General features: G+C 43.6%; 13 protein-coding genes. 9 read left to right on the top strand and 4 right to left on the bottom strand.

Annotated features, from left to right (window positions below; genetic code table 11):
• Positions 1 to 100 precede the first annotated feature (100 nt).
• Positions 101 to 1,204 carry a 3-phosphoserine/phosphohydroxythreonine transaminase gene (gene serC, locus VEJY3_RS06165; protein ID WP_041170212.1) on the bottom strand — a complete coding sequence of 368 codons (1,104 nt, stop codon included), beginning with the start codon at positions 1,202 to 1,204 and terminating at the stop codon, positions 101 to 103.
• A 252-nt stretch (positions 1,205 to 1,456) separates the two neighbouring features.
• Positions 1,457 to 2,722 carry a DUF945 family protein gene (locus VEJY3_RS06160; RefSeq protein ID WP_014231578.1) on the bottom strand — a complete coding sequence of 422 codons (1,266 nt, stop codon included), beginning with the start codon at positions 2,720 to 2,722 and terminating at the stop codon, positions 1,457 to 1,459.
• A 186-nt stretch (positions 2,723 to 2,908) separates the two neighbouring features.
• Between VEJY3_RS06160 and VEJY3_RS06155 the strand changes: the two genes are divergently transcribed.
• From VEJY3_RS06155 to VEJY3_RS06145, 3 genes are all read left to right on the top strand, one after another.
• Complete coding sequence (locus tag VEJY3_RS06155) at positions 2,909 to 4,849, top strand: ATP-binding protein (RefSeq protein ID WP_014231577.1); 1,941 nt, start codon at positions 2,909 to 2,911, stop codon at positions 4,847 to 4,849.
• Entirely contained in the window at positions 4,846 to 5,343 is a 498-nt protein-coding gene (locus VEJY3_RS06150) for a response regulator (protein ID WP_014231576.1), read from the top strand. Before VEJY3_RS06155 ends, VEJY3_RS06150 begins: the two co-directional genes overlap by 4 nt.
• 198 nt (positions 5,344 to 5,541) lie before the next feature.
• Positions 5,542 to 6,087 (top strand): hypothetical protein, encoded by a 546-nt coding sequence (locus tag VEJY3_RS06145; RefSeq protein ID WP_014231575.1) that lies wholly within the window; start codon positions 5,542 to 5,544, stop codon positions 6,085 to 6,087.
• Positions 6,088 to 6,261: 174 nt separating this feature from the next.
• Here the strand turns inward: VEJY3_RS06145 and VEJY3_RS06140 are convergent, their stop codons facing one another.
• Positions 6,262 to 6,849 (bottom strand): TfoX/Sxy family DNA transformation protein, encoded by a 588-nt coding sequence (locus tag VEJY3_RS06140; RefSeq protein WP_014231574.1) that lies wholly within the window; start codon positions 6,847 to 6,849, stop codon positions 6,262 to 6,264.
• 370 nt (positions 6,850 to 7,219) lie between these two features.
• Between VEJY3_RS06140 and VEJY3_RS06135 the strand changes: the two genes are divergently transcribed.
• The 5 genes from VEJY3_RS06135 to VEJY3_RS06115 all read left to right on the top strand — a co-directional run bounded on the left by VEJY3_RS06135 (position 7,220) and on the right by VEJY3_RS06115 (position 12,950).
• Positions 7,220 to 8,140 (top strand): HDOD domain-containing protein, encoded by a 921-nt coding sequence (locus tag VEJY3_RS06135; RefSeq protein ID WP_014231573.1) that lies wholly within the window; start codon positions 7,220 to 7,222, stop codon positions 8,138 to 8,140.
• Positions 8,141 to 8,250: 110 nt separating this feature from the next.
• Positions 8,251 to 9,156, top strand: coding sequence for a lysine exporter LysO family protein (locus tag VEJY3_RS06130; RefSeq protein ID WP_014231572.1), 906 nt, complete (start codon positions 8,251 to 8,253; stop codon positions 9,154 to 9,156).
• 214 nt (positions 9,157 to 9,370) lie between these two features.
• A complete protein-coding gene (locus VEJY3_RS06125; protein WP_014231571.1) occupies positions 9,371 to 9,883 on the top strand; it encodes a hypothetical protein in 513 nt (170 codons plus the stop codon).
• Between the two features lie 254 nt (positions 9,884 to 10,137).
• On the top strand, positions 10,138 to 11,784 hold the full coding sequence (panP, locus tag VEJY3_RS06120) for a pyridoxal-dependent aspartate 1-decarboxylase PanP (RefSeq protein ID WP_014231570.1): 1,647 nt from the start codon (positions 10,138 to 10,140) through the stop codon (positions 11,782 to 11,784).
• Between the two features lie 311 nt (positions 11,785 to 12,095).
• On the top strand, positions 12,096 to 12,950 hold the full coding sequence (locus VEJY3_RS06115; protein WP_014231569.1) for a MurR/RpiR family transcriptional regulator: 855 nt from the start codon (positions 12,096 to 12,098) through the stop codon (positions 12,948 to 12,950).
• 61 nt (positions 12,951 to 13,011) lie between these two features.
• On the opposite strand, the gene VEJY3_RS06110 is transcribed toward VEJY3_RS06115, so the two are convergent.
• The gene (locus tag VEJY3_RS06110) at positions 13,012 to 14,253 is read right to left on the bottom strand and encodes an iron-containing alcohol dehydrogenase (protein WP_014231568.1); all 1,242 of its coding nucleotides are present in this window, start codon (positions 14,251 to 14,253) and stop codon (positions 13,012 to 13,014) included.
• Between the two features lie 298 nt (positions 14,254 to 14,551).
• Here VEJY3_RS06110 and VEJY3_RS06105 point away from each other — a divergent pair, with 298 nt between their 5' ends.
• Complete coding sequence (locus VEJY3_RS06105) at positions 14,552 to 14,821, top strand: GrxA family glutaredoxin (protein WP_014231567.1); 270 nt, start codon at positions 14,552 to 14,554, stop codon at positions 14,819 to 14,821.
• Positions 14,822 to 14,854 lie beyond the last annotated feature (33 nt).

The raw sequence follows: 14,854 nt of genomic DNA, 5'->3' as shown, positions 1-14,854 counted from the left end.
TGAAAAGTGGTGTGATGTTTGGCTCATCTACCCATGCGTTGGTTAGTTAAACAAAAGCGCCGCAAGTGCGACGCTTTGAGTAGTTCAGTGTTGGTTCAAACTACGCGTACTGTTCTTCGAACTCTTTCATAAAGTCTACAAGCGCCTGAACACCCTCAAGTGTCATTGCGTTGTAGATTGACGCACGCATACCACCTACGGCACGGTGACCTTTCAGAGATTTCAAGCCTTTCGCATCGGCTAGCTCTAAGAAAGTGCTATCAAGCTCTGGCTTCGCTAACTGGAACGGTACGTTCATCAGTGAGCGGTTAGCAGAATGAATGCCGTTACGGTAGAAATCTGACTGATCAATGAAATCGTAAAGCAATTTCGCTTTTGCACGATTCACTTTCTCAATACTCTTAACACCACCTTCCGCTTTTAGCCATTTGAATACAAGGCCAGATAGGTACCAAGCAAATGTTGGAGGCGTGTTGAACATAGACTCTTTTTCTGCAAGTACAGTGAAATCTAGAATGCTCGGCAGTTCTTGTTTTGCCATACCCAATAAATCATCACGTACGATAACGATAGAAATACCAGATGGGCCGATGTTTTTCTGAGCACCCGCATAGATAACGCCGTATTTAGAAACGTCGATCTCGCGCGAAAGAATCGTAGAAGACATGTCTGCAACAATTGGCTTGTCGGTAACAGGCAAATCGTTGATTTCAATACCGTCGATGGTTTCGTTAGGACAGAAATGAACGTAAGCCGCGTCTGGTGCAATTTCCCACTCACTTGCAGGTTTTACTGCCAGTTTGCCGTCAATTTCTGTTTTTGCGTCAAAAACGTCTGGTTCACAGTATTTCTTCGCTTCTGCGACTGCGCTTTCTGCCCAGTAACCGCCATCAATGTAAGTAGCAGTTTTGGCTTCACCCAAAAGGTTTAGCGGAACAGCAGCAAACTGAGCGCGAGCGCCACCTTGGCAAAATAGGACTTTGTAGTTCTCTGGAATGTTTAAAAGGTCACGCAGGTCTTGTTCAGCTTCTTCAGCAACTTTAATGAACTCTTTGCTTCGGTGGCTAATTTCCATCACGGAAGTGCCCAGACCTTGCCAGTTTAATAGTTCATTTTGTGCTTGTTGCATAACTGCTTTTGGCAGACCTGCTGGTCCTGCGCTGAAGTTAAATACGATGTCCGTATTTTGTTCCATGATGCTCATTGCTCCTGCTCAATATATGTCGAAATTAATGTACTAAAATAATCTCGAGATGCGGGCCTGGGAAGGCTTTTAGGGTCATCAGCGCAGACACTGTTTATCGCGCGAAAACTCTCTAACAAAGTTCCGATGCCTTCATCTTGATATATGTTGGGTATATCACGTTTTTGCGGCGATAAAAACAAGAAAAGAGGTCCTACGACCTCTTTTTAAACTGAAAATGCCATATGAGCGTAATTAACTAACGATGACTGTCTATTTTTGCATCAGCGCTGGCATCAATAACGCGATCAATGGGAACTCATGTCCGTTCTCGAATTTTAACTTACCATCACCGATTTGAGCCTTAAGTTGGTAACCACCCTCAACTTTGTCTATTAACTCCATGATTAACAACTCATCTATTCCTTCTTGAATAAACGGGTAGTGATCAACTAACTCATCGGAGAAATACGTACTCAAAGCGCCGTTAGTTACATTGACTATCTTCATCGGATTCTGGGTGATTTGCTCGGTACCTTGCGGTATAGACAATTCCCATTCGTTATGGAATTTACCTTCACCAAACGCGAGTGACAGTTCGTTCACTGAAAGGTTAAAGCCTTTACTAAACAGCGTATCAATGTGAGGCAATAGGCTGGCCACTTCTTGCTCACTCAGCACTGCAGAGCTCTGATAGATAGACATAATCTCATCGAACGATTGGCTATCGACATCGGCGATGGAAAAATCGAGCTTAAAGTCGTCAACATCAGTGCCATCCGTAAGGCGCAGGTTTTTCGCCGCCAGATTAAACTGACTGTTCAGCTTTGCACCCGTCTCATCCGTCGCTGTATTACCGCTGTAGTTCGCATTTTCAATTAAGAACACCGGGGTCATAGTAGAATTCACCACATCCAGTTTCTCTAGCGAAAATACCTGCTCACCTAGCCAGTAACCTTTAACTTGTTTTCCTTTACCCTGCCCTGTCAAACCGTTCAAATGCAGTTCGTCACCGTTGACAAAATCAACCTGAACATAGGGAACCGAAACCTGATAATTAAGATCGCCTAAAACCGTCACGTTACCCGATACTTTCGCAGGGCTTGTCGACACTGAGATATCTTCAGCTTCATTGCGGTAATGCCAGCTGTCTAAGTCCAATGTAAATGCAGTATTACCATTGAGTTGAGTCTGACTTTGCAACGTAAGCGGCAAAAAGTCGTTTTCTACTAATTTTGAATCCGCTGTGAGGCTGGTTAGCCCATGGCTAACATCACTTGTGACATCAAAAGTTGTAGGTATGCTGTCACGCAACAATTGCGTCTTTAACTCCGGGTCAACTACCGTATATCGGGTTAGCACAACCGAAGACAGGTAACCACGCTGATACTCAATCACTTCTCCTTTGATCATTTCATCGTTCATATTCGCGATTCCATCTTCAATGATGGACTGACCAATTTGACCAACGGCGAGTGGCCAACAGAGCGCGAGTGAAATTGCACCGCCAATGGCGCCAAGTTTTTTAAGATTTTGCATAACGTCACTTTTCAGGTATTTGTGTTCAGTCTAACCCAAACCCTCGGCGGATAAAACATTGAGATAAATCAGACTATTGTTGCTTATTCTAGACCATTAATCAGGAATCATACTTAGCTCGCACTCATTCCGTCGTTTTATTGATAGGGTTTGGCTGGAGAAGTTTTAACCGGAGCTCAACTACCTGTGAATCGCTACGCTGTATTGTGTCTCGACAACAATCCAATCAGTGCCGAACAGTTTCGATTGGAGCTGTCTGCTTTCTCTAGCAAATTTGATATTTTTTCTGTTGAATCCATTGAAGAAGCGCAAAGTGCGCTTGAGTATCTCGAACAACAGAAGCAGACTGTCGCACTCGTCATCGCCAGCCACCATGCTCATTTTAACGGCGTGGAATTTCTTATTGGTCTCGACCGGGCACCACATACAGAAAGCGCACGAAAAATCCTCATTAGTTGCTCTTCGGATATCCAAGCGATACTCACTGCCGTTAACGAAGGTCGATTAGACCACTGCCTGACAAAGCCGCTCCCGGATAAGGTGCTGTTTAATACGGTTCAAAAAGAGTTAACACAGTTTATTTTACGCAACTGCCATGAGGACTTGCTCGGCTACAGCCAAGTACTGGACCAACATAAATTGCTGCGAGCGCACATTGAGAATCAGATGCAGAAATACCAAGCTGGCTTCCTGCATGACTATCACTCAATGTCCGATGCAGAGCTCGCAGAGCAAGTAATCACCGCCTTGCAACTGTTTTTCAAAGACAGCGATGATACCCATGCCTGCCGTACCTACTCACCTGAACATTTATTGACGGTTGAAGGTGAACCCAACAACTTTCTCTGGTTTATCACCAACGGAGACGTAGCTCTGTACAAAAGAGATGAGCAAGGCGTTCAAAGAGAAGTCGTTCGCTACACGAAAGGTAATATTGTCGGCAGCATGTCATTTGTAACGGGTGAAAACTCTTTCTCTACCGCACTGACATTATCGAAGACGGAAGTGATCAAACTCGATCGCCAAGTGTTCCACAACGTCATGCAGAGTGACTCTAATCTGCTGCCACTATTCACCAACTTACTGCTTCGACACTTTAATCGACGTTTGCAACGCAGCATTAATACCAAGTTACAGCTGCAAAAAACACTTGAATCGTTAGAGTCGGCTCATCAGCAACTGATAGAGCGAGAAAAAATGGCCATGCTTGGTCAGCTCGTTGCCGGTGTCGCCCATGAACTCAACAATCCAATCGCAGCTATTTTGCGTGGGGTAGAAAATCTCACGCATACCCTTGAAAGCCTACTGACCGAGCATCCTAGCTCGGATATCCAGAGCAAGGGCGTGCAACTGCTGTCCCAAGCGCAAAATTCTAAACCAGCCTCAACCTCTGAGCTGAGAGCACGAGTAAAACAACTTAGCCCTATCCTGCCGGATCGCACGTTAGCCAAAAAAATCGTCAATCTCGGCTTAGAGTCAGATGATGCGTTGTTGTCGCAGCTCGCGAAAAAACAGGATAGTGCAGCTCAGACACTTGGAACACTAGAGCAATATCATAAAGCGGGGGCTTCTCTGCGTTCAATTAACGTATGTGCAGCGCGTATCGCTGACATGGTAAAGAGTTTGAAAGGCTATGCACGTGCTGATGATGAAAGCATGCATTACGCTGATATCCATGAAGGCATCGAAGATACCTTGGTTATCTTTGAAAACAAGTTGAAAATGCACCAGGTTTCAACAGACTACGATAACTTACCGCGAATTCTTTGCCAGCCTATCGCTTTACAGCAGGTTTGGACTAATCTAGTTTCAAACGCCATTGACGCTTTTCCGGATAAAGGTGTGTTAAAAATCCAGACTAGGCTGGTCGAAAAAGATCAAAAACGATATGCCGTGATTTCATTCGAAGATAATGGTTGTGGTATTCCGGAATCACAGAAGGCATCAATTTTTGAACTCAACTTTACGACCAAAAAAGTGGGCAACTTTGGCTTAGGAATCGGGCTTTCTATCTGCCAGCAAATCGTTTCTGCTCACCACGGATGGATTGAAGTGGAATCAGAACTCAACAAATACACTCGTATGACAGTCTGGTTACCGGTCATCGAAGAAGGAGATGAAATATGACAAAGTATCTGATTTTATGCGTCGATGACGAAAGAGAAGTCTTGGATAGCGTGTTGCAAGATTTAGCTCCCTTCGAAGAACATTTTATTTTAGAAGGCGCAGAGTCCGTGACAGAGGCAAGACAAGTAATCGAGGACATGGCGGACGAAGAAGTAAAACTTGCGCTCATTTTGTGTGATCACATTATGCCGGAGCAAACTGGAATTAGCTTCTTGATTGAACTAAGCCAAAGTGCTGACACAAGAAATGCCCGCAAAGTGCTACTGACCGGTCAGGCAGGATTAGAAGACACCGTAGAGGCAATTAACCACGACAGTTTAGACTATTACATTGCCAAGCCATGGAGAGGAGATGAACTAAGACAGGCGATCCTCTCCCAGCTTACTTCGTTCGTTATCGAACAGGATGATGACTTGTTATCCTGGACAACCGTCCTAGATTCAGAAGCCATTTTAAACGCGATGGCAGAGCGTAGAGCAAGCTTCGGTGAATAAGCCAAACCATACAAAGTGCGCCATCATACATGGCACACTTTTTGCTTAAATTGGATAACAATTAAGTTAATTGACAAAACATCGACACATTTATGTTGGTCGAAGACCTCTCTTTTGATTATGATGTCGGACAAATCAGATTACAGTTCAAGTGCTTGCTTGGACTCATGGAAAAATAAACAAGGTTTATCGTTAGTTATGCGTAAGACACTATTAGCCACAGCCCTATTGTTAGCATCAAGCCACGCCCTAGCTGCGAACGGCAATACGCCTGCAACTATGAGCAACTTTAGTTACGACTACGTCGAAGCTCGCATTGGCGCAAGCCCGATGACATTTGGTGCTGGAGTCAGCAAATCAATTCACCCAAATGCACACGTCATAGCTCGTATCGATTCTGAGTTTGAAAGCGACTTTGATTCAGCAGCTGGTTTTGGTTTTCACTCACCACTTAATAACTGGGCAGACCTGACAGGCGAAATGCTGATGCGCGTTGTTCAACCATCTCACTCAAGCAGCACTGATGTAGGTATGGAACTAAACCTGGGCGTTCGTCAGTGGTTAGGTCCTCAATTAGAAGTAGGTGGTAAAGTTGGCTATGTTTCTATTGATGACAACGACGACTGGATGGGCTCTGCCTATGCACGTTTCCACTCAACTGAGTTGTTCTCTCTAGGTGCAGAAGCTCGCATTAACGACTTTTACGGTGATCAAGTTATGTTCACTACGCGCTTCAAGTTCTAATAATCACAAGCGAAAAACAAAAACCGAGGCATTAGCCTCGGTTTTTTATTTGGTAGAAATAACTCACTCTAATAAAGTGCTCAAAAGTATCAACATCCCTTTTCTACTTTTGATGCTTAGTTTTACGAATCGCTAACGCCAGAGTAAAGTCATTCATTAAATAAGCCCATTACGTTAATTACACAGCTCTAAAAGCTGTTTTTTACGTGGCTCTTGAATGAGTTTCCAGTGCACTCCATCAATCGCACCAGCAAACTTCCAAAGCAGTTTGACATCTACATCGTTACCGTAAGCCTGTCTTACTTTATTGAAAACTTCCACAGGCCCAAGCTCCAAAAATGCTTCAACATCATCAACGCCGGCTTTTTTCACCATACGCTCAAGTGTAAGTTGCATGTTCGGCAGATCCCTTAGCCGTCTACTCGCAGATGATTTTTGGTATTTGCGTTCCTTTACTGAGTACTCTATTGATTTTTTTAACAGTTCATCTAAACCGGAAAAGCCGGATTCAAACAGCTCTGTCACATCATAATAATTAACGGTTGCCGTCGTTTGTCTCTTGACGTGCTTATATTTTTCACAATTTAGTTGCATCAGCTCTTCGTCTAGCTCATTACCGCCACGTAGGTAACAGCAGTCATTACTGACAAGAGCGAACATGGCATCATCGCAAAATAAACCGATGCCGCCAAACATGGAACGTTTCTGATATTGACTAAAATTGCGTACGTATTTAAAAAAAGCTTGGTCTGTCATGTCCATTGACCTCTTTAATCTGAATAAATTACCCCGATTAGCGATGTCACCAGATAAACAGCAGCTTGTAGCGAATTATAAAATGTCGATTTGTTGGCGATATATTTGTGAATTGTGCTTACCAACTTGCTTAATCATACTTAACGACGAAAAATAAGTTAGGACATAAGTCACATATAAAAAAGTATAAATTCCCCATACGTGATTGATTTCACAGTTATCCTTCTTTGTAGCGGTATTTTTTTGACACCTTGTAGACTGAATCAACAATTCATCATGATATGTTAGGTAATTGAGTATACAGAGAACGCATTTCATTGATAATGCGCGTGTTGAAAGGGTACACTGTACCAAAGATTATAAGTACAACGTCATAATGGAACACCTATCATTTTTTTGGCTACCAAATAACAAAGATAAGCTTTTAAAAGCGCTAGAATCCGAATTCGCACAACTGGTAGAGCAATCTATTACTATCGGTAAGATTTCTTTACCTCCGATACCTGATGCCGTGCTTAAAATTCAGCAATTGTGTCAGGAAGAAAACACAACGATCGCCGATATTGCGAACTGTTTGTTAGAAGATCCTGGATTAGCAGCCGTTGTGGTGCGGGTCGCGAACTCGGTAATTTTTAACCGTAGAAACATCACCTGCAATGATTTAATAACCGCTGTCTCACGTTTAGGCATTCTGCGCGTGCGTGACATTGTTACCGCTCAAGCAATTGAACAATTGAAACACTCACTAAATCTAACCAGCGAATGTAACGCGATCATGGTGAAAAGTGCTGCGGTTTCCCGTGAGCTTGGTGCTGTGATGGTGTTAATTGTGCAAGAGTTCCGCAAGCACGATCCTGTGACGTATGGCCACCTTGAACAAGAAAAAGCATTGTTAGTCGGCTTGTTAGCAGATATAGGCCTATTTTGTCTTATTAATGAGTACAATATGTACCTCGAAAGAGGCAACTATCTGGATCAAGATATCGCGTTACAAATCTTCCAAACACGTTGCGCTACCACCAGTAATCTGGTGCTAGAACGCTGGGGATTTGATAACGATTACAGAGAAGTGTCATCGAACGAAAAGTACGTCACTTCTCGCCCAGATGTCAGTTACTTAGACATAGCCAGAATTGCACACCATCTGTTAATGTTCCGCAATCAAGATGAGCGCATTAACGAACACGAAGTGGAATTCAACCTAACGGGCGCTGAGATACTTTATGAACTCAGCAATATGAGTGATGAGGACTTCCGTCAGGAAATGAACACGGTTTTAACCACCAGTGGCTTGTAGACCTTATTTTTAATCAAAACGTCATCCACAGTAATGGCTCCACTCAAGGTTGAGTGAATGTTGATCTGTGACCAATTTAGGCTTATCTCACAAAGGAATAATTGAGTTTTATGTTCTCAGGGATGCTCTTCATTTTTGCCCCACTCGTTGTCGGGTATTTAATTCCTATTTCTCGCGCCGCTTTACTCGAGAAAATTAATCAATCCACCTCTTACCTTATCTACGTTATTCTATCGTTGATGGGGCTGAGCCTTGCTGCACTTGATAATCTGGGTAGCAATTTACAAAGCATTCTGCTTTATGCGAGTACTTTCTTTATTTGCTTAAGTGTCTGTAACCTTCTTGCATTGCCTCTTGTCGACAAGATAATTCCTCTAAAGACCGATCAAAGCCACAGCAAGTTACCTCTTTCTTCAATGGCTCTGGAGTCTGCCAAACTGATCCTCGTCGTTGGTGGTGGTTTAGTGGCAGGTTTGATCCTTCCCATTGACTTATCTTGGGTAGACACCGCAAGCGAGTGGATACTGTTCCTCTTGCTGTTCTTTATTGGTATTCAACTGCGCAATAGCGGCCTTACCCTCAGACAGATTTTGTTAAACAAGCAAGGCATGGCCATTGCAGCCGTTATCATCGTTACTTGTATGCTTGGTGGCGTAATCGCTTCATTGGTCTTGGATCTTCCCTTATATAAAGCATTGGCAATGGCGTCTGGATTTGGCTGGTACTCATTGGCAGGTATTTTGATGGGCGATGCGTTTGGTCCGGTATTTGGCGGCGCCTCTTTCCTAATTGAGCTGATGCGTGAATTAGTGGCATTAGTTGCCATTCCACTATTTATCCGCCGTTACCCATGTACCGCGATTGGTTATGCTGGCGCAACAGCAATGGACTTTACTTTGCCAGTCATCCAAACAACGGGAGGCGTACGTTGCGTACCTGTTGCCATTGTTAGTGGCTTTATTTTGAGCTTGCTCGTGCCTGTGATGATGCTTTTCTTTGTATCACTTGCTAGCTAGATCTCAGGTTTTGCCTTTAACATCCATTACAATACGGCAAAAATTTAAAAACCTAATTAACGTTGAAGTCGTCAATTAAGTAACGACACCTTACTTCGCTATTTGAATCAACAGCCCAAGACTCTCTTAGCTCCAACATGAATTAAGGGTCATTCGTCATAGAATGAGATTTAACGTTAATTAAGGAATAACTATTAGAATAGAAGGAAGAAGAATGAAACGCTTTGTCGTTGCAGCGCTCCTCGCTACAAGCTCAACTTTTACATTTGCCGCAGATCAACAATGTCTGTCTAATAAATACGATGGCTATGTCGATGCTTCACTGCAATGGTATCAAGACCTTGTTGACTTGACCGTCGCTCAATACCCTGATCTCGATGAAGTAAGCCAATGGTTCTTAGATGGCCGTAAGCATCACTTCGAACTCAACCGAGAAGCTGTCCATTATTTTCTTAAAAATGATCCTAGCCGTGTAGCAACTGAGCAGCCAATCGAGGCATGGCTCAAGCTTGAGCAACACGATGTCAAACAGCTGGCAAGTCGCAGTGACAAACTGGGTGAGGCTGCACAAAAAACATTTAGTGATCGCCAATCTACCAATCACGAGAAAAACTACGATCTTCGCTCTGCTTTTGCGGATCTACTAAGCCACCCTCAGAAAATTGACTCGGCTCTTAATAGATATAATCAGTCAATCGAGAAGCTAGAAAAACAACAATGTGAATAGCGCCGATAACCAAATAACCTGAGGTTTCGGTTTACATGCTTTGAGATAGCCTTCGTGACTCGTTTCTATATTGCTTACGAAGGCCCTCTTCTCACATACAAGTGCGCAGAAACCGCCTACTCTACGTTGTTGGCATATGACTTGGTTTTCATTCCGTCAACATGGCCTTACAGAATTAAAACGGGACTTTGAAACCGTTTTGGTTTAGATTGTGCCGCTCGCATCACCCAAATTACTACAAATGATTCTTTGCTATGGTTAAGGAACAAAAAACCGCTGACGTTAGCTTTGAGAGCTTATTAAAGATCTTCACTGTCCCTGAAGGTCCGGACTCGACGTTAACAAAAATTGAAGAAGGTCTCTCTCGAAACTTGAATCAATTTCTTCGTGAACACATCGTGGCAGAAGAAAAGCCTTTACGTGAAATAGAGAAAGACTTTTCTTCTGCTCAGATTCCTGAGCAACCTGAGTTTGTGTCAGACCATACCGAGCACTTGTTAGATACCTTGGTGTCACACTCGGTTCATACGTCAGCTCCAAGCTTTATCGGCCATATGACATCGGCATTGCCTTACTTTTTAATGCCACTGTCTAAAATTATGATTGCCTTAAACCAAAACTTGGTGAAGATAGAAACGTCGAAAGCGTTTACGCCATTAGAGCGCCAAGTATTGGGCATGCTGCACCGATTAATCTACGCTCAGCCGAATACCTTTTACGACCAATGGATGCATAGTGCCAACCATTCTCTCGGTGCGTTCTGCTCTGGCGGCACGATTGCGAATATTACTGCCCTTTGGGTTGCCCGCAATAAAGCATTGAAAGCAGACGGCGAATTTAAAGGTGTAGAGAAAGAAGGCCTATTCAAAGCCATGAAACATTACGGCTATGAAGGCTTAGCTATTATGGTTTCTGAGCGTGGTCACTACTCACTAAAAAAAGCGGCCGATGTACTGGGTTTGGGGCAGGAAGGCCTAGTCGCAGTAAAGACGGATGCAAATAACCGCATTATTGTCGATGACCTCAAAGCGAAAATCAGCGAACTCAAGAAGCAAAATATCAAGCCGATTGCGGTGATTGGTGTGGCGGGTACGACTGAAACTGGTAATGTTGATCCACTCGCTTCGATTGCTGAAGTTTGTCAAGAACACGATTGTCATTTTCATGTGGATGCCGCATGGGGTGGCGCGACATTAATGTCTAATCATCACCGACACCTGCTGAATGGCATTGAGCTTGCAGACTCAGTGACGATTGACGCGCATAAGCAGCTTTATATCCCTATGGGTGCGGGCATGGTTCTGTTTAAAGATCCAGATGCGATGAAATCTATTGAGCACCACGCTCAGTACATCTTGCGTAAAGGTTCTAAAGATTTAGGTAGTCATACCCTGGAGGGCTCTCGTTCTGGTATGGCGATGTTGGTGTATGCAGCAATGCATATTATTAGCCGACCTGGCTATGAACTGTTGATCGATCAAAGTATCGAGAAAGCACGCTACTTCGCGGATTTGATTAAGAAACAGGACGACTTTGAACTGGTTTCTGAGCCAGAGCTATGTTTGCTCACCTACCGTTATCTACCGCCTAACATCCGTGAAGCTCTAGAAAAAGCAGACGGTACACAGAAAGAAGAATTAAATGAGTTAATCAACGAGTTAACTCAGTTTATTCAAAAGCGTCAACGTGAAACTGGTAAGTCATTTGTTTCTCGTACCACGCTTAATCCTGAGCATTGGGAGCGCATGAGCACTATCGTCTTCCGGGTAGTCTTGGCAAACCCTCTGACCTCTACAGACATCTTTGATGCTGTTTTGGACGAGCAAAGGCTTATTGCTCAGCAAGCACCAAACTTAAACGCCAAAATCCAAGAACTGGCTTCTAAGATTTTGGCATCTTGACGATAAGAACGGGTTACATCAGCTTGAAAATTTCTTTCTTTTTGATGTAACTCACTAATCATTATTGGCTAACCTGAGTAACAAACCTGCATTTTCACATTCATTTCTGTAGTTTTCAGAAATTTTTGTTTGAGGTTTGTCAAATTCTCACTAAATAGTAACCGTATTTGGTTTAGCCGAATTAAAGATCAGGTTTATACTGAATCTATGGCGCTGGTAGCTTTCGTTAACGCTCTTCACTGCCGGGAAACTTTTGGGTTTCTATTCGTTAACAGAGCCAGCGAGTTGTTCTCTATACCCTCGTGAACACTATGAATACATTAGAAAAAATTCAAAAAAATCTGGAGAATTTCAGTAAATCTGAGCGCAAAGTTGCAGAAGTAATTATGGCGTCTCCACAAACTGCTATTCACTCGAGCATTGCCACGTTAGCTAAAATGGCCGACGTAAGTGAACCCACTGTAAACCGCTTCTGTCGTCGCCTGGATACAAAAGGCTTTCCAGATTTTAAACTTCACCTGGCACAGAGCTTGGCTAACGGTACTCCTTACGTAAACCGAAACGTAGAAGAAGATGACGGTCCTGATGCGTATACGCACAAGATCTTCGAATCTACGATGGCGTGCTTAGACGTAGCGAAAAACAGCCTAGACGCAATGCAAATTAATCGTGCTGTCGATTTGCTGACTCAGGCGAAGCGTATTTCTTTCTTTGGCTTAGGCGCATCATCTGCCGTTGCCCGAGACGCGCAAAACAAGTTTATTCGCTTCAATATTCCTATCACTTGCTTTGAAGACATCGTCATGCAGCGCATGAGCTGTATCAATTGCAGTGATAACGACGTGATTGTGCTGATTTCTCATACTGGTCGTACGAAAAGCCAGGTAGAAATTGCCAACCTTGCTCGTGAAAATGGCGCGACAGTTATTGCGATTACAGCAAAAGACTCTCCGTTAGAAAAAGCAAGCTCTTTGGCGATCACACTCGATATCCCTGAAGATACAGACGTATACATGCCAATGGCAAGCCGCGTTGTACAGATGACAGTGATCGATGTGTTGGCAACTGGCTTTACTCTTCGCCGAGGTACGGGGTTCCGTGAAAACCTCAAACGAGTGAAAGACGCACTGAAAGACAGTCGCTACGATAAATTAACCCAATACTAATTGTCGTGATAAAGGGAGCTAGTGAGCTCCCTTTTTTATTTCATACATCCAGATAAGCGCTCTACTCGTCCACGCTTGTGAGATCTGTTCTCGATGTTTCCAATACTTCGACTGAGCCAACTCTTGGCACGCTTTCAACGTCGATATTACCCCGACAATCACAGACTTGTTTAAGAATGTAGGTAAGACGTTCGTGATTCAACGGTAACGGGTTACCCTTTATCGCCACAGACTTAAGCGCATCACTCGCGACCTGCTCAAATGAAGTCTGACACACGCCAAACTGTCCAAGTGAAGGTAACTCTAACTTATCCAGCACCATTTTCACCCAAAGCACGCCATCATGTTCATTCGCATTAGTACGACCTGTAACAAGCTGAGCCAGCTTTCTATAGCGATTAATCACATCTGTCCTACCCGCTTTTTTCGCAGCGTCGATGTTCTCCTGCATAACATGAGGCGCTAAACGCGCGGTTATCACACTATGAGGAACATCAAGCTTGCCCCCCAGAGCGGCAGCCAGACCATGTGCCGCACCAAGTTTTGCATTCGTGATAGCCATTCCGCCTAGCAAAGCTGCAAATGATAAATCTGATCGCGCTTTGTGGTCGTTGTGCTTGCACCCAGCAATGACTGAGCGACTTAACCGACGTAAGCCTTCTTCGCATACCATATCTGTTAAAGGATTGGGTTCTCCACACACATAGGCTTCCATCAAATGGGTAAACGCATCCATTGCACCACGCCCTGATGTATAGGGATCGGTATCGTAAGTTAAGGTTGGATCGACAATCGCAACGTCTGCGAGCATATCCGGACTTCTCAGGCTGACTTTGACTTTATCCTGTCCAGATTTTAATACTGCATTTCGGGTCACTTCAGACCCCGTACTTGCGGTAGTTGGAATGGCGATAAAATGGAGAGGCTTTGCTTTTAACGGTACATTTCTTCCCACAACTTCAACATAGTCATAAACATCACCATGATTTGGAATAATAGCGGCTAACGCTTTCCCCATATCTAGGACGCTGCCACCGCCAATCGCGATAACCATATCCGGCTTAAATTTTCGGCCCAGAATCGCGGTCTCTTCCACCATGGTGATATTTGGCTCACCAGTAATCGCAACGTGCTGATAACGCATACCCTGCGCTTTAAGATAATTGAGAATTGGTATTGCTCTTTGCGTGTCCCGACCTGTGACTAACAATACGCTGTAGCCGAATTGGTTGATGATGGATAACGAAGACTGCAGTGCGCCTTCACCAAAAATAATCCTTGTTGCAGTCATGAACTGAAACATACATTTCCTCCCACAAACAATCACTCCCAATAGATTGCTACGATTTGCAGTAAAAAAAGTTGACCAATTCCACCTTGCCATCAATAACCTTATAAAACATATGCTTTTACGCGTTGGTTCACATAGTCATTATGAGAGGATTTTTTGTTCGATAGGTTTCACCTATAAAACCAACAGGCAATTGCTACTTTATTTCCGTAATTGGATCGGGCATAGTTAGCCAAGTGAAAGAGAGCCACTTAACCAACGCGTTTTTGTCTGCTTTCAAAAAAGAATAGATTTAGGAGAAATTAAAATTATGTTCGTTGTTATCTTCGGTCGCCCAGCATGTCCTTACTGTGTTCGTGCAAAAGAGCATGCAGAAACGCTAAAAGCAAAACGTGATGACTTTAACTACCGTTACGTTGACATTCATGCTGAAGGCATCTCTAAAGCAGACCTTGAGAAAACAGTAGGCAAACCAGTTGCAACTGTTCCTCAAATTTTCATCGACCAAGAGCACATTGGTGGTTGTGATGAGTTTGAAGCTTACGCGAAAGAGCACCTAGGTCTATTCGACGTAGCGTAATAAAAAAGTACAATTTTTTAAAAGCCGCATCTC

Source organism: Vibrio sp. EJY3, assembly GCF_000241385.1.
In the GTDB taxonomy this organism is placed as follows: Bacteria; Pseudomonadota; Gammaproteobacteria; order Enterobacterales; family Vibrionaceae; genus Vibrio; species Vibrio natriegens.
Note: the sequence above shows the minus strand (reverse complement) of the source record. Positions and strands in the feature narration are given on the sequence as shown.